This is a genomic window from Nonomuraea corallina (genome assembly GCF_027620315.1).
Lineage (GTDB): Bacteria > Actinomycetota > Actinomycetes > Streptosporangiales > Streptosporangiaceae > Nonomuraea > Nonomuraea corallina.
Genome location: NZ_JAPNNL010000008.1, coordinates 1 through 16,253 on the forward strand (window position 1 = coordinate 1; position 16,253 = coordinate 16,253).

At 71.2% G+C, this 16,253-nt stretch carries 17 protein-coding genes; 9 read left to right on the forward strand and 8 right to left on the reverse strand.

Going from position 1 to position 16,253, the window contains the following annotated elements:
* Nucleotides 1-647, reverse strand: a 647-nt coding sequence (locus OUY22_RS03525; RefSeq protein ID WP_270153248.1) for a CAP domain-containing protein, incomplete at its 3' end; no start/stop codon positions are given.
* 321 nt (nucleotides 648-968) lie between these two features.
* Here OUY22_RS03525 and rplM point away from each other — a divergent pair.
* From rplM to glmM, 3 genes are all read left to right on the forward strand, one after another.
* On the forward strand, nucleotides 969-1,412 hold the full coding sequence (gene rplM / locus OUY22_RS03530; protein ID WP_270153249.1) for a 50S ribosomal protein L13: 444 nt from the start codon (nucleotides 969-971) through the stop codon (nucleotides 1,410-1,412).
* A 131-nt stretch (nucleotides 1,413-1,543) separates the two neighbouring features.
* Entirely contained in the window at nucleotides 1,544-2,065 is a 522-nt protein-coding gene (rpsI, locus tag OUY22_RS03535) for a 30S ribosomal protein S9 (RefSeq protein WP_270153250.1), read from the forward strand.
* A gap of 1 nt (nucleotide 2,066) precedes the next feature.
* Nucleotides 2,067-3,419: a phosphoglucosamine mutase gene (gene glmM, locus OUY22_RS03540; RefSeq protein ID WP_270153251.1), complete on the forward strand. Its 1,353-nt coding sequence runs from the start codon at nucleotides 2,067-2,069 to the stop codon at nucleotides 3,417-3,419.
* 36 nt (nucleotides 3,420-3,455) lie between these two features.
* On the opposite strand, the gene OUY22_RS03545 is transcribed toward glmM, so the two are convergent.
* From OUY22_RS03545 to coaA, 7 genes are all read right to left on the reverse strand, one after another.
* Complete coding sequence (locus OUY22_RS03545; RefSeq protein ID WP_270153252.1) at nucleotides 3,456-3,665, reverse strand: hypothetical protein; 210 nt, start codon at nucleotides 3,663-3,665, stop codon at nucleotides 3,456-3,458.
* 256 nt (nucleotides 3,666-3,921) lie between these two features.
* Nucleotides 3,922-5,271, reverse strand: a complete 1,350-nt coding sequence (locus tag OUY22_RS03550) for an AAA family ATPase (RefSeq protein ID WP_270153253.1) — start codon at nucleotides 5,269-5,271, stop codon at nucleotides 3,922-3,924.
* Nucleotides 5,272-5,310: 39 nt separating this feature from the next.
* Nucleotides 5,311-6,027, reverse strand: a complete 717-nt coding sequence (locus OUY22_RS03555) for an ABC transporter permease subunit (RefSeq protein WP_270153254.1) — start codon at nucleotides 6,025-6,027, stop codon at nucleotides 5,311-5,313.
* 1 nt (nucleotide 6,028) lies between these two features.
* Nucleotides 6,029-6,943: an ABC transporter ATP-binding protein gene (locus tag OUY22_RS03560; protein WP_270153255.1), complete on the reverse strand. Its 915-nt coding sequence runs from the start codon at nucleotides 6,941-6,943 to the stop codon at nucleotides 6,029-6,031.
* Entirely contained in the window at nucleotides 6,940-7,797 is an 858-nt protein-coding gene (locus OUY22_RS03565; protein ID WP_270153256.1) for an ABC transporter permease, read from the reverse strand. The genes OUY22_RS03560 and OUY22_RS03565 overlap by 4 nt, the downstream gene beginning before the upstream one ends.
* Nucleotides 7,790-8,698 carry an ABC transporter ATP-binding protein gene (locus OUY22_RS03570; protein ID WP_270153257.1) on the reverse strand — a complete coding sequence of 303 codons (909 nt, stop codon included), beginning with the start codon at nucleotides 8,696-8,698 and terminating at the stop codon, nucleotides 7,790-7,792. Before OUY22_RS03570 ends, OUY22_RS03565 begins: the two co-directional genes overlap by 8 nt.
* A 108-nt stretch (nucleotides 8,699-8,806) precedes the next feature.
* A complete protein-coding gene (coaA, locus tag OUY22_RS03575) occupies nucleotides 8,807-9,709 on the reverse strand; it encodes a type I pantothenate kinase (protein ID WP_270153317.1) in 903 nt (300 codons plus the stop codon).
* Nucleotides 9,710-9,904: 195 nt separating this feature from the next.
* Between coaA and OUY22_RS03580 the strand changes: the two genes are divergently transcribed.
* From OUY22_RS03580 to tsaE, 6 genes are all read left to right on the forward strand, one after another.
* The gene (locus OUY22_RS03580; protein WP_270153258.1) at nucleotides 9,905-11,317 is read left to right on the forward strand and encodes an alkaline phosphatase PhoX; all 1,413 of its coding nucleotides are present in this window, start codon (nucleotides 9,905-9,907) and stop codon (nucleotides 11,315-11,317) included.
* 57 nt (nucleotides 11,318-11,374) lie between these two features.
* On the forward strand, nucleotides 11,375-11,725 hold the full coding sequence (locus OUY22_RS03585; RefSeq protein ID WP_270153259.1) for a holo-ACP synthase: 351 nt from the start codon (nucleotides 11,375-11,377) through the stop codon (nucleotides 11,723-11,725).
* A gap of 10 nt (nucleotides 11,726-11,735) precedes the next feature.
* Nucleotides 11,736-13,310 (forward strand): NAD(P)H-hydrate dehydratase, encoded by a 1,575-nt coding sequence (locus tag OUY22_RS03590; RefSeq protein ID WP_270153260.1) that lies wholly within the window; start codon nucleotides 11,736-11,738, stop codon nucleotides 13,308-13,310.
* 193 nt (nucleotides 13,311-13,503) lie between these two features.
* Nucleotides 13,504-14,634, forward strand: a complete 1,131-nt coding sequence (alr, locus tag OUY22_RS03595; RefSeq protein ID WP_270153318.1) for an alanine racemase — start codon at nucleotides 13,504-13,506, stop codon at nucleotides 14,632-14,634.
* A complete protein-coding gene (locus OUY22_RS03600; protein WP_270153261.1) occupies nucleotides 14,631-15,713 on the forward strand; it encodes an alpha/beta fold hydrolase in 1,083 nt (360 codons plus the stop codon). The genes alr and OUY22_RS03600 overlap by 4 nt, the downstream gene beginning before the upstream one ends.
* Complete coding sequence (gene tsaE, locus OUY22_RS03605) at nucleotides 15,710-16,168, forward strand: tRNA (adenosine(37)-N6)-threonylcarbamoyltransferase complex ATPase subunit type 1 TsaE (RefSeq protein ID WP_270153262.1); 459 nt, start codon at nucleotides 15,710-15,712, stop codon at nucleotides 16,166-16,168. The genes OUY22_RS03600 and tsaE overlap by 4 nt, the downstream gene beginning before the upstream one ends.
* Nucleotides 16,169-16,253: the final 85 nt, after the last annotated feature.

Below are 16,253 nucleotides of genomic sequence, written 5' to 3' on the forward strand. Positions count from 1 at the left end.
CTGGCGAGCCAGCCCCGGACCGCCTCCTCGGCGGAGGAGTAGCCGACGCCGATGTTCTCGGCGGTGCCGTTGCGGTATCCGGCCCGTTCCATCCGGTCCCAGGGCGAGGAGCCGTCCGGCGACTCGTGGGTGAACTGCCCGGACCGGGCCATCTCCATGGAGTGCGTACGGGCCGCCCTGGTGAGTCTGGGATCGGACGTGAGCGGGCGGCAGCCCTTCCTGGCCCTGGCGGCGTTGGTGAGGCGGACGACGTCGGCGGCCATGCCGGGCATGCTCCTGATCGACTGGTCGTCGCCCAGCACCCGGACCGGGTCGTCGTCGGTGAAGCCGGGGATCTCTCCGGTGGGGCTCTTCGTCGGCCGGACGTCGGTCTCGGCCTGGGCGCGCGGCATCGTGGTGGTCGCCTGCCGGGGGACCCGCTCGGCCTGGGGCTGCGCCTTCGGCGGGGTGGGGCGCGGGGTGGCCTGGGCGGTGGTGGGCGGCGTGGTCTCGTTCAGGAAGATGTGGTCGTCGGGAATCGAGTCGCCGGACATGCGGCCGAGCAGGACACCCGTGAACAGAGCCGCCGCGAGCAGGCCCACGGCACCCAGGTTCGTCCGGCGCCGGACGGTCCGCTGGGTGTGCCGGGTGTGAGAACTCTGCCACATACCGCCACCAACGATAGGGATGTCGGGTCCTGGGAAAGAAGGGATTGCAGGAACCGAAATCGATTCGTTCTGTGGTCAGGTAGAATCGCCACTGGTTACCGGTCTTTTGACTGCCCTCCTGAGGGCGGGTAACCTCTCGTTCGTTGTGTGCATAGGTCCGCGTGACCGATGCGCGGCGCGTCCGGCGTCATCTCCCATCATCATGGCCATCGGGCCGGGAGACGGAAGGTCCGGGCCGTCGTGTGCCCGCACCGACCGACCCCAAGCGCCGCTGTTTCCCGGCGGCGCGCCGAAGACGCGAGCATAAAGAAGGCTACGACCGTGCGCACGTACTCACCGAAGCCCGCCGACGTCCAGCGTCAGTGGTACGTCATCGACGCGACCGATGTCGTCCTGGGCAGGCTGGCCAGCCACGTCGCGACCCTGCTCCGCGGCAAGCACAAGCCGATCTTCGCCAACCACGTCGACACCGGTGACTTCGTCATCGTCATCAACGCTGACAAGATCGCGCTCAGTGGCAACAAGCTCGAGCAGAAGAAGGCGTACCGCCACTCGGGTTACCCCGGCGGTCTGCGTTCCGTCACCTACGGCGAGCTCATGGAGAAGCGGCCCGACAAGGCCGTCGAGAAGGCCGTCAAGGGCATGCTGCCGAAGAACTCCCTCGGCCGGAAGATGATCAAGAAGCTGAAGGTCTACGCGGGTCCCGAGCACCCGCACCAGGCCCAGCAGCCCGTGCCGTTCGAGATCACCCAGATCGCCCAGTAGAAGACCCCCTGCGGGGGGCGCCCCCCGCATGCCCCCCGGAAACGCGGGGGGAGTGGACCTAGTTTGATGTCGTGGGGGAGACCCCACGCCTTGTCCCTGGCGGGGCAAGCGAAAGATTTCAGAGGAGAACCGTGGCTGAGCCCACCGGTGTCGAGACGGTCGTCGAGGCCGAGCAGGAGGACTTCTCCAGCGAGGAGTTCCCGTCCGAGTACACCACCGAATCCGCCGCCAGCGCTGACGCCCCCGTGCGCAAGCCCGTGACCACGGGCAACTCGTACGGCACCGGCCGCCGGAAGGAGGCGATCGCCCGCGTGCGCATCGTCCCCGGCACCGGCAAGTGGACGATCAACGGTCGTTCGCTCGACGCCTACTTCCCGAACAAGGTGCACCAGCAGATCGTCAACGAGCCCTTCGTGGTGCTCGGCGCCGAGGAGGCGTTCGACGTCATCGCGCGCATCGACGGCGGCGGCGTGACCGGCCAGGCCGGTGCGCTGCGCATGGGCCTGTCCCGCGCGCTGGCGATCCTGGACGTCGAGGTCAACCGCCCGCCGCTGAAGAAGGCCGGCTTCCTCACCCGTGACGCCCGCGCCACGGAGCGGAAGAAGTACGGCCTCAAGAAGGCCCGCAAGGCTCCGCAGTACAGCAAGCGCTAAGTTGGCGCGGCTGTTCGGCACCGACGGGGTGCGTGGGGTCGCCGGACGCGACCTCACGGCCGAGCTCGCCATGGACCTCTCGGTCGCGGCGGCTCACGTCCTCGGCGATGCAGGCGTGTTCGCCACCGGCTCCAGCCTCAGGCGGCCGGTGGCGGTCGTAGGCCGGGACCCGCGTGCCTCGGGGGAGTTCCTCGAGGCCGCCGTGGTCGCCGGCCTCGCGTCGTCCGGAGTGGACGTGCTGCGCCTCGGCGTGCTGCCCACCCCGGCCGTCGCCCACCTCACGGCCGCGCTCGGCGCCGACCTCGGCGTCATGCTGTCGGCCTCCCACAACCCGGCGCCCGACAACGGGATCAAGTTCCTGGCCCGGGGCGGCTTCAAGCTGTCCGACGCGGTCGAGGACGAGATCGAGCGGCGGCTCGGCGAGGAGTGGAGCTTCCCCGTCGGCTCGTCCGTCGGGCGTGTGCGTGACGCGTACGGCGAGGCCGACCGTTACATCACCCACGTGCTCGACACCGTCAAGGGCAGGCTCGACGGGCTCGACGTCGTGGTCGACTGCGCCCACGGCGCCGCCCACATGGTGGCCCCGGAGGCGCTGCTGCGCGCCGGCGCGCAGGTCGAGGCCATCGGCGCCAGGCCCGACGGCCTCAACATCAACGACGGCTACGGCTCCACCCACCTCGACAGGCTGCGGCAGATCGTCGTCTCGCGCGGCGCCGATCTCGGCATCGCGTACGACGGCGACGCCGACCGCTGCCTGGCCGTCGACCACACCGGGGCGATCGTCGACGGCGACCAGATCATGGCCATCCTCGCCATGGACATGCACGAGCAGGGCTCGCTGGCCAAGGACACCGTGGTCGCCACCGTCATGTCCAACCTGGGCTTCAAGCTGGCCATGCGCGAAGCGGGCCTCACCGTGATCGAGACGGCGGTGGGCGACAGGTACGTGCTGGAGCGGATGAAGGCCGAAGGCTACAACCTGGGCGGCGAGCAGTCAGGGCATGTGATCATGCTCGACCACGCCACCACGGGGGACGGCCTGCTCACCTCGCTCCACCTGCTGGCGGTGGTGGCCCGATCCGGCCGGTCGCTGCGCGAGCTGGCTTCGGTGATGACGGCGCTGCCGCAGATCCTGATCAACGTCAAGGGCGTCGACCGGGGCAAGGCCGCCGCGCCGGAGCTCAAGGCCGCGGTGACCGAGGCGGAGTCCGAACTGGGAGAGACGGGCCGCGTGCTGATCCGGCCCAGCGGGACCGAGCCGATGATCCGCGTCATGGTGGAGGCCTCCTCCGAGGAGCAGGCCACCAAGGTCGCCGAACGCCTCGCGGACGTGGTCCGCACCGTCTGCGCCTGACTGAGCCTTCGGGTACGGGATCGCCGTACCCGGAGGTCAGGCGTGAGACCTGAGCTGGTCGTCGAGAGTCCAGATGCCTGCCTCGACCCCGCTCACCCGTCTCTGGTAGAGCTCACGTTCGGCGAGGATGCACAGATCTCCCAAGCCGAGCTTGCTCATGACGTGGTCGGTCAGCGGAACGCCGGTTCCTGCCCCGGCGATGAGCGCTCGCAGGAACTCCGGCCCCCACTCCACAGAATGAAGCACCCACGGTGCCTTGCCCTCGATGACCAACTGCAGGAGCTGGGAGAGCTTGTCGGCGTACTGGCGGCGCAGCCGGCCGTCGGCCAGTTGGGCGATGTGATTGCCGTCTCGATCACCGCTGTCACGGGGAGGATGAGCCGGCAGTGGGCGCGCTTGTCGGCAAGCTGGGTGGCGACCATCTCACGGTCCTGGTTCTTGCCCGGAATGTTGAGAAGGTTGCACAGGACTGAGGTGTCGACGAATTCGACCCGGCGGCTTTTCACCCGAGCCCCATCAGGCGATCGAACTCGGTGTGGTCGTTCTCGGGCGGGCCCTGTTCCAGCAGCCCTGAGGTGATGATGGCGCCCAGGTCGCCTTGTGCCATCAGGCTCGGGTAGCCGGGAAGATCCGGAAGCTTGGTGAGATGGGAAAGCCCCGTCGCCCGATCGCGGGTGGTCACCACGACGCTCCGGTGGTCTTCTTGTGAAAGAGCCGACAGCAGGGCCGGGCTGTGGGTGGTGAACACGATTTGGGCGGTGCGCTCTTCGGTTGCGCTCTTCACCAGCCTGAGGAGTTGCGAGGCCTGGGAGGGATGTAGGCCGTTCTCCAACTCCTCGATGACGAGCAAGGGCGTCGCGCCGCCGTCGGCAGGGTCTCGCCGGCTGAGATCCAGGTCCATGCCCTGGCGGAGAAGTGCCGTGGCGATGGCTATGAAGCGCAGGAGGCCGTCGCTCATCTCGCGGGCAGGGGTCGTGGCGCCATCCTCTCGGAGCGCGAGCATCAGGTCGTCGAGTTCGGAGCGGATCAGTTCGATGCCGGAGATGTCGTGGTCGACGAGAGCCTGAGCGTGCCGCAGAAGGCGTTCATAAGCCGTCGGGTCCACTTGCTTGAGGTGCTCGACGACCGCGGAGATGTTCTCCGCGGTCCTACGCAGGCGGATGTCCCTGCTGGGGACATACTGGCGCATCAGATGGGGCACCGGATCCAGATGGAAGACACCGCGCAGTGTGTGAAGAACATCCTGAGCCGCAGTCGCCACATGGCGCTCAGTCTCGGTGGTGAGCTCCAGCCTGAGGGGGAGTTGAGCCGTCAGCAGGCGGGACGAGCGGAAGGCGGCTTTCGGGTCGCGTCCGCGCCGCCCGTTGTACCAGGTGGCCTCGATGCTTCCACTGCTACCGGACGATCTCTCGGCGTGCAGAAGCGTATGGAGGGCGCGCCCTGACGGGTCACGTGTGTTGCGGAGCTTGCCGGAGAAAGCGCGGAGCGACTCACTGATGATCTGTGGCTCGGGTCGGACCCGGATCTCGACATCGAACTCGATAAGGAAATAGGCATTTCCCACCCGCTCAGGATTCAGCACCTGGCAGCCCAGCTGGAAGATGTCCGCGCCATGGGGTGGGCAGCCCGCGATGCCACCCCGCAAGGGGCCTTCGTCCACCCGTCTGCTGTCGAGAGAATCGACGATGTCGCCGCCCTCGGCCAGTCGAGAAAGCACCTCCAGCCCGTCGAGAGCGTTGGACTTCCCGCTGCTGTTGCGGCCGATGAGCAGAGTCATGTCACCCAACGGCAGAAGAGCGTCGCGGAAGGTCTTGAAGCTCGTCAGGCGTAGCTGGAGCAGGCGCGCGGACATGGCACAACGTTACACGTGGGCCGATCGTTCACCCGGCGATCATTCGTCGCCCGTCAGGGAGTAGGAGCGCAGGCGTCGGCCGGTGAGGAAGACGGCGGCGAGGGTGACGATGATCAGGGCCGGGACGGCGAAGCCCAGGCTGACCTCCGCCTCGAAGAACGGGGAGGTGGTGATCTGGTCGGCGACCGTCTGGCCCCACTGCTGGATGGAGAAGCGCCTCGCCCCTGGCACCAGGCTGCCGACCAGTGCCTCCCAGACGAGGGCGTAGATGATGCCGATCGTGACGGCGTGGCGGGTGACGACGCCGAGCAGCAGGAAGACGGCCGCGTAGGCGATGCCCGCGACGAGCGTGCCGACGGCGAAGCCGGAGGCGATGCCGTCTTCGGAGCCGACGAGGATCCAGGCGGCCAGGTAGGTCGGGACGGCCGCGAAGACCGCCACCAGCGAGGCGGCCACCACGAACTTCGTCCGCGCGATGACCGGCCGGGAGATCGGCTTGGACATCAGGTGGATGATGGTGCCGTCGTCGATCTCGGGCGCGATCACGCCGGTGCCGGCGATGAGGCCGAGCAGCGGCAGGAGGGTGCTGAGGGCGAAGCCGCGCATCAGGTCCACGGTCGTGCGCTGGTCCTCGCCGCCGAAGAAGCTGAACATGAGGGCCAGGGCGATCAGCGCGAGGGGGAGCAGGAGCAGCAGGACGACCCTGCGCCGGCCCAGCAGCGCCCGGTAGGTGATGCCTGCCACGACGGTGTTCATGTCAGCTGCTCCTGTTGATCAGGTAGGAGAAGACGCTCTCCAGGTCCTCGTCGGCGGGTGACACCTCGTGCAGGCGGACGCCCTCGGCGCGGGCCACCTGGGGGAGCAGCCGGGCGAACCTGCGGAGCTCGGTGGCCTGCACCTCCAGGCCGTCGCGGCCGAGAGTGACGCCGCCGGCGGAGTCGTCGCGGATGAGGGCGGCGGCGAGCTTGCGGTCGTCGCTGGAGCGGATCCGGAACAGGTGGGGCCGGTCGGTCATGAGCCGGCGGATGTCGCGGAAGTTGCCCGAGGCGGCGTGGCGGCCCGCCACCAGCACCTCGATGTGCTGGGCGACCCGCTCGACCTCCTCCAGGATGTGGGAGCTGAACAGGATCGTCTTGCCCGAGGTGCCCATCGCCCGGATGAGGTCCATCAGGTGGAGCCGCTGGCGCGGGTCCATGCCGTTGAAGGGCTCGTCGAGCAGGAGCACGCCGGGGTCGTGGACGAGCGCGGCGGCGACCTTGACCCGCTGGCGCATGCCCTTGGAGTAGGTCTCGACCCGGCGGTCCTTCGGCTCTTCCATCTCGACCGTGGCCAGGGCCTTGCGGGCGGCCTCCTCCGGGTCGGGCAGGCTGTGGAGCTTGGCCGCCGACAGCACGAACTGCCAGCCGGTCAGGAAGCCGTAGACGCCCTCACGCTCGGGCACCAGGCCGATGTCGCGGTAGATCCGGTGGTTCTTCCACACCTGGGTGCCGTCGAGGGTGACGGTGCCGCCGGAGGGGGCGAGGAACCCGGCCATCAGGTGGAGGAGCGTCGACTTGCCGGCGCCGTTGGGGCCGAGCAGGCCGGTGACGCCGGGCCCGATCGTCATGGTGACGTCGTTGACCGCCACGACGTTGCCGTACCAGCGGGAGACCTGGGAGAGCTCGATCTTCACTGTGCGGCCGCCTTCCGGTAGCGCGCGGCCAGGACCGCCACCGCGGCGGCGATGAGCGCCAGCACGATGAGGGCGGGCACCGGGCCGCCGGGGTAGGAGCCTTCTGGGATGTGCTGGGTGGTGCCGAACAACCCTGCCTGCACGGCGTCGACCAGCCAGAAGGGGTTGATCAGCCAGGCCCAGGCGGCGGCCGCGTCGTGGCCGGTGGAGTAGAGGGCGGCGAAGATCATCGGCGCCGCGCCGGTGGACAGCAGGTAGACGGTGATCACCGAGGCGACGCCGAGCCCGCGCCGGGGTGTCAGCGCGGCCAGGGCCAGCCCGATGGTGGACAACAGGACGGACAGCACCGCGGCCATGGCGACGGCGCCGAGATACTCGCCCGTGGGCGGCGGGCCGGGCAGGTCGACGAGCAGGTCGCCGATGAACATCACCGTCAGCGGCACCGCCACCAGCAGGAACATCGCCACGGTCATGGCCGCGACCTTGGCTCCGACGTACTCGGCGATCGTGACCGGGCGGGAGAGGTAGAGCGGGAGCACGCGGTGGCGCAGGTCGGGGGCGACCACGGTGGGCGACTGGGAGGCCAGGAAGATGGCGATCACGGCCTGCATGACGACGGCGTAGCCGCTGTAGTCGCCGAGCCGCTGCTGGACCAGGGCCATCATGGCGATGGACACCACGACGGGGAACATCATGACGGCCGCCAGCGAGAACGGCATGATCTTGGATCGGGCGGGCCTGCCCAGCCCGAAGACGCCGCGCAGGCTGTGGACGCCCAGCGCGAGCGTGGTGTGGGCGCGGCCGAGGCGGGGGCCGTCGTAGTGGCGGTAGCCGATGTCGTAGATCTCAGACACGGGCGGCCTCCTCCCTGAAGACGTCCTCGATGCGCTGGCGGCCCTGCTCCAGGCGGATCAGGCACAGGTCGAGGTCGGCGGCGGCGTCACGGACGGCGTCGTAGGTCTCGGGGCCGCGCACCTCGACCAGGAGCGTGCGGCCGAGCGGGCTGACGGTCTGGCCGAGCTCGGCCAGCCGCCCGGCCAGCGCGTCGGCGCCCTCCTCGACCTCGACCGTGATGGACTCGGTCGCCTGGGTGAACTCGGTGAGCGCGGACGAGCGCAGCAGGCGGCCGGCGTCGATGACGATGACGTGGTCGCAGACCCGCTCCAGCTCGCCGAGCAGGTGGGAGGTGACGAGCACGCTGATGCCGAACTCGGTGCCGATGCGCCTGATCAGGGTCAGCATCTCGTCGCGGCCACGCGGGTCGAGCCCGTTGGTCGGCTCGTCGAGGAAGATGAGCTTGGGGTCGTGGACGAGCGCCTGGGCCAGCTTGACCCGCTGCTTCATGCCGGTGGAGTAGCCGCCGATCGGGCGGTAGCGCTCCTCTGCGAGGCCGACGTGGCGCAGCACGTCGGCGGCGCGCTCACGGGCGGCGGTGCGGGGCAGCCCGGACATCCGCGCCAGGTGGACGACCAGCTCGGTGGCGGACACGTCGGGCGGCAGGCATTCGTGCTCCGGCATGTAGCCGACGAGCCTGCGGATCTCGGCGCCCTGGGTGAACGCGTCGAGACCGAGCACGGTGGCGCGGCCCTCGGAGACGGGCAGCAGGCCGAGCAGGATCTTGATGAGCGTCGACTTGCCCGCGCCGTTCGCCCCGACGAGGCCGGTGACGCCGGGACCGGCGGTGACCGTGAGCCGGTCGAGCGCCGTGACGGTGGGGAAGCGTTTGGTCAGCCCCTCGATGGCGAGGATGTGCATGCCCCGGACCCTACCGGCCGGGGTCGTTCGGAATCGTCGTCCCAGGGGATGAATAGGTGTCATCCCTGAGTCCGGCATCCGGGTCCCGGCCGGGGTCGTCTCAGGGGCTTACGTCCGGCGCAGGACCACCCTGCGGACGGAGTGGTCGCGGCCCTTGTGCATGACCAGGTCGGCGCGGCCGCGGGTGGGGGCGATGTTCTCCAGCAGGTTGCGCTCGTTGATGTCGCGCCAGACGTTGACGGCGAAGTCCGTCGCCTGGTCGTACGGCATGTCGGCGATGAACTTGAAGTACGACTTGGGGTCTTCGAAGGCGGTGCGGCGGAGTTTGTGGAAGCGGTCCACGTACCAGGTGCGGACGTTCTCGACCTTGGCGTCGACGTAGATGGAGAAGTCGAAGTAGTCGTTGACGGCGAGGGAGGTGGGCGGGGCGGGCTGGAGGACGTTGAGCCCTTCCATGATGAGGATGTCTGGATTTTTCACGACCTGGTAGGCGTCCGGGACGATGTCGTACTCCAGATGGCTGTAGACCGGCGCCCGCACCTCGGCCGCCCCCGCCTTCACCTCCGCCACGAACCGCACCAGCGCCCGGCGGTCATAGCTCTCCGGGAAGCCCTTGCGGTGCATGATGCCCTTGGATTCGAGCACCGCGTTGGGATAGAGGAAGCTGTCAGTCGTGACCAGCTCGACGTGCGGGTGCTCGGGCCACCTGGCCAGCAGCGTGTGGAGCAGCCGCGCGGTCGTCGACTTGCCGACCGCGACGCTGCCGGCGATGCCCAGGATGTACGGCACGCGCCGCTCGGGATGCCCGAGGAAGGCGCTCAGCACGCTGCTGCGCTGTTTCGACCCGGTGAAGTGCAGGTTGAGCAGCCGGGTCAGCGGGAGATAGATGTCCGTGACTTCGGTGAGGTCGATGGGGTCGTCGACGCCGCGCAGCTCTTCGAGCTCGTCCGCGGTGAGAGTCAAGGGCGTGTTCTTGCGAAGATCGCTCCACTGCTCCCTGCTCAGTTCCACGTAGCCGTTGTTCACTCTGGCAGCGTAACGACGCGGCCCGGGTCGGTTCACGGCCGGGGTATCCACAGCCTGTGGACGAATCGGGGGATTACCGATAATCAGTTCGGGGAAGGATGGCGAATTCGCCGGAATGACGGGGATGTCCAGGTCTACTGTTCGAGATGTCCCCCGCTGGAGAGGCCCTCTGGAGGTCCTGTGGATCGTCGCAGCTTCCTGGCCGGGGCGGCCGTGCTGGCGGCGGGGCCGTTCGCCGGAGTCGCGTGCGCCGGGCAGCGCGGCGGAGCCCGTCCGATCGGGAGCCAGGGGCCGCGCGGAGGCTACGGGCGGTTGAGGCCGGTGCGCGACCTGGCCGACGGAGAGGTCCGGCTGCACCTGCCCGAGGGCTTTCGCTACCGCTCGTTCGGCGCGGCCGGTGAGCGCTTACCCGGCGGCTTCACGGTCCCCGGCAGGCACGACGGCATGGCCGCCTTCCGCGGCCCGCGCGACACCGCGATCCTGATCCGCAACCACGAGGTCGACGGCCCGGTCGGCGCGTTCGGCGACCCGGAGCGCGCCTACGACCGGATGGCCGGCGGCGGCACCGTCACCCTGCACGTGACCCGCCACGGCGAGGTGCTCAAGAGCTTCCCGTCGCTCACCGGCACGATGCGGAACTGCTCTGGCGGCCCCATGCCGTGGGGCGCCTGGATCAGCTGCGAGGAGACCGTCGACGGCCCCGACGTGGACGCCCCCGGCAACAACCGCCTGGCCGAGAAGCACGGCTACGTCTTCGAGGTCCCGCTGCGGGGCGACGCCGACGCCCGGCCGATCAGGGCGGCGGGGCGCTTCGCGCACGAGGCTGCCGCCTTCGACCCCTCCACCGGCACGCTGTACCTCACCGAGGACAACGTCCACGCCCCCTCCGGTTTCTACCGGTACGTCCCGCCACAGGACCCCATGCGGGCCGGGCGGCTGCTCGACGGCGGCAAGCTCCAGATGCTCGCGGTCGACGGCGAGCCCGGCGCCGACCTGGCCCGAGGCCACCGCGCCGGCACGACGTTCGCCGCCACCTGGGTGGACGTCGACGACCCCGATCCCTCCTTACCCCGCGGGACGTCCCGGGCCGCCGCCGAGCGGGCCGTCGGCGACCAGGGCAGGGAGGCCGGCGCCGCCGTCTTCTCCCGCCTCGAAGGCGCCGTGCACCACCAGGGCACCGTCTACTTCGTCTCCACCCAGGGCGGCGACCCGGACCCCGGCGACGACCCGCCGGACGGCTTCGGCGACGGGCGCGGCCAGGTCTGGGCGTACGAGACGTGGAACGGCACGCTCAGGCTCGTCTACCAGTCTCCCCGCGCCGCCGCGCTCGACCTGCCGGACAACGTGACAGTGAGCAACCGCGGCACGCTCGTGCTCTGCGAGGACGGCGGGGGCGACAACTACCTGCGCGGGCTGACCCGCGACGGGGAGATCTTCGACTTCTGCCGCCTGGAGCCGGTCCGCGGCGACTCGGGCGCCGAGTTCGCCGGCTCCACGTTCGGGCCCGGCGGCCGGACCCTCTACGTGAACGTGCAGACCGTACGGGGACGCTCCATCGCCATCTGGGGCCCCTGGCAGCGCGGCGCCTTCTGACCGCGCGCCGCGCGCCGACGGTCAGGGGACCGGATCGGCCGCGAGTAGCCTGGGACGATGATCCTCGGCATCGGGGTCGACGTGGTCGACATCGCACGCTTCCGCGACGCTCTCGAACGCACCCCCGCGCTGCGCGAGAGGCTGTTCACCGCGGCCGAGCGCGGTCTCGCGATCCAGTCGCTGGCCGGCCGGTTCGCCGCCAAGGAGGCCGTGGCCAAGGCCCTCGGCGCGCCGCGCGGCCTGAGCCACCTGGAGGCGGAGGTGCACCGGGACAAGAACGGCAGGCCCGAGCTGCGCGTCACCGGCGAGGCCGCCGAGGTCGCCCGCGAGCTGGGGGTCAAACGCTGGCACGTCTCGCTGAGCCACGACGGGGGCGTCGCGATGGCCTACGTGATCGCCGAAGGCTAGGTTGGTCAGGGTGTTCACCGCCTACACCGCCGACCAGATCAGGACCGCCGAGCGCGCGCTGATGGCCACGCTGCCGGAGGGCACGCTCATGCGCCGCGCCGCGACCGGGCTGGCCGCCGTCTGCGCCGCCCTGCTGCCCCGGGTGTACGGGAGCCGCGTCGTCCTCCTGGTGGGCAGCGGCGACAACGGCGGCGACGCCCTCTACGCCGGCGCCACGCTCACCGGCCGCGGCGCCGCGGTGACGGCCGTCCTGGCCGGTTCCCGCGCCCATGAGGCGGGGCTGGCGGCCCTGCTGGCCGCCGGCGGACGCGCCACCGGCCACTCCGCGGCCGCCTTCAGCCCGGGCGGGGCCGCCGCGCCCAGGCACGGGGACGCGCTCGTCACGCACGAGACGGCGGTGTGGGGGGGCGGCGGGGACGCGGACGAGGCGCGCCGGGCCGTCGAGCGCGCCGACCTGATCGTGGACGGCCTGGTCGGGATCGGCGCGTCGGGGGCGCTCCGCGAGCCGTACGCCGGGCTGGCCGAGGCCGCCGGCCGCGCCGCAGCCCCGGTCGTCGCCGTGGACGTGCCCAGCGGGGTCGACTCCTCCACCGGCCGGGTCGAGGGAGCCGCGATCCGGGCCGCGGTGACCGTGACGATGGGGGCGCGCAAGACCGGCCTGCTCGTCGACCCCGGGGCCACCCTCGCGGGCCGGATCGAGCTGGTCGACATCGGGCTCGGCCCGTACCTGCCCGACCCGGACGTCACGGCGCTCACCCGCGCGTCGGCGCGCGGCCTGCTGCCGCGCCCGGCCGCCGAGTCCGACAAGTACCGCAGGGGCGTGGTCGGCGTCGCCGCCGGCAGCGACCACTACACCGGCGCCGCCGTGCTCGCCGTCGGCGGCGCGCTCAACGCGGGCGCGGGCATGGTCCGCTACGCCGGTCCCGCCAGGCCCGCCGGACAGGTGCGGGCCCGCTGGCCCGAGGCCGTCGTCACCGAGCTGGACGCGCCGGACGTGGACGCCGTCGGCCGGGTGCAGGCCTGGGTCGTCGGCCCCGGACTCGGCACCGGGGAGTGGGCCCGCGAGCTGCTCCGCCGGGTGCTCGCCACCGACGTGCCGGTGCTGGTCGACGCCGACGGGCTGAACCTCGTGGCCCGGGACGTCTCCCTGCTGCGCCGTACCGCGCCCGTCCTGATCACCCCGCACGCGGGGGAGCTGGCGCGGCTGACGGGGACCGCGCGCGGGGCCATCGAGGCCGCGCCGCTCGCGCACGCGCGCGCGGCGGCGGCCGAGCTGGGCGTGACCGTGCTGCTCAAGGGGTCCACCACGGTCGTCGCGGAGGAGGGGACGCCGACATGGGTGAACGGCACGGGAACCCCGTGGCTGGCCACCGGCGGCACCGGCGACGTCCTGTCCGGCGTCGCCGGGTCGCTGCTCGCCCAGGGGCTCGGCGCGCGCGAGGCGGGCGCGTGCGGCGCGTACCTGCACGGGCTCGCCGGACGGATCGCCGCCGCCGGTGCGCCCCTCACGGCCGCGGGCGTGGCCGAGGCGCTCCCCGCCGCCATCAGGGAGCTGAACGAGATTCCGGCCGCGTCCCAGCGCTGACGGCGAGGGGTGCTGGACGAGGACCCGGCCGTATCCCGGCGCTGACGGCGCGTGGTGTTGAACGAGGATCCGGCCGCGTCGCGGAGCCGGCGCGGAAGGGGGCGGGTGCGGGGCGTCGTCAGGGGTGCTGAGCGGGGGAAATTCGCGCTCGACCACGCCCGGGAGCTGCCAAACTAGAAGGATGAGCTCCCCGATGGCGACGCCCGCCGAGGCGCGGGTCGACCTGGCCGCGATCAGGCACAACGTGGCGCTGCTGCGCGAACGCGCCGGCGGCGCCGAGCTGATGGCCGCCGTCAAGGCCGACGCCTACGGGCACGGGCTGGTGCCCGCGTCCCTGGCCATGCTGGAGGCGGGCGCCGGCCGGCTCGGCACCGCGTTCATCCAGGAGGCGCTCGACCTGCGGGCCGCGGGTGTCACCGCGCCGATCCTGGCCTGGCTCATCACGCCCGGCGAGCCCGTCGGCGAGGCGCTGCGGGCCGGCGTCGAGGTGTCGGCGTCCGACGAGCGGCTGCTCGGCGAGATCGCCGAGGCCGCCCGGGCCACCGGGGTCACCGCCCGCGTCCACCTGGAGGCCGACACCGGCATGAGCAGGGGCGGCTCGCCGCCCGCCGCCTGGCCCGGCCTGCTGCGCAAGGCGCTGGAGCTGCGCGCGGAGGGCGTCGTCGAGGTCGTCGGCCTGTGGTCGCACTTCGCCTGCTCCGACATGCCCGGCCATCCGTCCGTCGAGGCCCAGCTCGACGCCTTCGAGGCCGCGCTCAAGGTGGCCGAGCAGACCGGGGTGGCCGGCTCCCACGTGATCAGGCACCTGGCCAACTCGGCCGCCGTGATGACGCTGCCCAGGGCCCACTTCGACATGGTGCGCGCCGGCATCGCCGTCTACGGGCTGAGCCCTGTCCCCGAGCTGGGCGACTTCGGGCTGCGTCCCGCCATGACGCTCGTGGCTCGCCTTGCCATGGTCAAGCGGGTGCCTGAAGGGTCGGGGGTGTCCTACGGTCACCTCTACGTGACCGGCCGGGAGACCACGCTCGCGCTGGTCCCGCTCGGCTACGCCGACGGCGTCCTGCGTCACGCGACCGACCGCGCCGAGGTGCTGGCCGGCGGCCGTCGCCGCCGGGTGACCGGCCGCGTCTGCATGGATCAATTCATGATCGACGTGGGGGACGACCCTTTGCGGGCAGGTGACGAGGTGATCCTGTTCGGGCCGGGCGGACAGGGGGAGCCGACCGCTCAGGAATGGGCGGATACGCTCGGCACGATCACACATGAGATCGTGACGAGGATCGGGTCACGCGTACCGAGAGTGTACGAAGGACAGGTGACATGACGACGACCACACGCCGCAGGGTCGGGATCGCGGGCGCGCTCGTCGGCGCCGCGTCGGCGGGCATCGCGGCGGCCGCGATGGCCAAGCGCTACGCGGTCGGCCGCATCCGTCTGCGCCCCGACCTGGAGGCCGGGGAGCCCTTCGGCGAGCTGCGCGGCACCGACCACACCCTCATCACGTCCGACGGCGTGGCGCTGCACGTCGAGGTCGACGAGCCCCAGGAGCGGCCCCAGGAGCGGCACGCGGCCGACGGCGGCGCGCCGCTCACCATCGTGCTGTGCCATGGCTACTGCCTCAGCCTCGAATCGTGGCACTACCAGCGCAGGGACCTGCGCGAGAACCACCGCCTCGTGCTGTGGGACCAGCGCTCCCACGGCCGCTCGCAGCGCGCCGTCTCCGGCGACACCTCGATCGACCGGCTCGGCGACGACCTGGCCGAGGTGCTGGCGACGTTCGTGCCGGGGCCGTGCGTCCTCGTCGGCCACTCCATGGGCGGCATGACGATCATGGCGCTCGCCGACCGCCACCCCGAGCTGTTCGGCGACAAGGTCCGCGGCGTGGCCCTCATCGCCACCTCGGCGGGCAAGCTGGCCGAGGTCACGCTCGGACTGCCCGCCTTGGTGTCCAAGGCCGTGCACAAGGTCGCCCCGGGCACGGTGTCGATGCTCGGCCGCAAGGGCTCGCTCGTCGACCGCACCCGCCACGCGGGCAGCGACATCGCCTTCCTGCTGACCCGTTACATGGCCTTCGGTGACTCCAGGAACATCAGCCCGACCCTCGTCGACTTCGCCGAGACCATGATCAGGGCGACTCCGACCGAGGTGGTCGCCGACTTCTATCCCGCGCTGATGAACCACGACAAGCTGTCCGCGCTGCACGTCCTCGACCCGGTTCCCACCGCCATCATGGTCGGCGACAAGGACTGGCTGACGCCGCCCGACCACAGCCGCGCCATGGCCGAGGCCCTGCCCAAGGCCCAGTTGACCGAGGTGCCCGACACCTCTCACCTGCTCCAGCTCGAACGCCCCGGCGCGGTCACCGACGCGCTGCGCGACCTGATCAAGAGGGTGGTCCCGTGAGGCTGAGCACCGCCGAAGAGACCCGGGCGTACGGCTCGCGCCTGGCCGACCTGCTGCGGCCCGGCGACCTGCTGGTCCTGTCGGGCCCGCTCGGCGCCGGCAAGACCACGCTCGTGCAGGGCATCGCCGAGGGGCTCAAGGTGCGCGGGCCGATCACCTCGCCCACGTTCGTCATCGCCCGCGTGCACCCGTCGCTGTGCGGCGGCCCGGCGCTGGTCCACGCCGACGCCTACCGACTCGGCGGTGACCTGGAGGTCGACGACCTCGACCTGGACGCCTCGCTGGAGGAGTCGGTGACCGTCGTCGAGTGGGGCGAGGGCCTGGTCGAGGGGCTGTCGAACGAACGCCTGGAGATCCACATCGACCGCGAGGCGGGCGACGACGCCCGCGTCGTCACGCTGCGGGGGGTGGGCCCGCGCTGGGCCGACACGCCGTCTGACGCCGCAGGAGAGTAAAGGGCGCGCCGACGGCCGGTCATCCTGTCACCCTTGACGTACCTTCGCCATGACGGAAAACATGATCATTGGTAAGGGTTGGTCC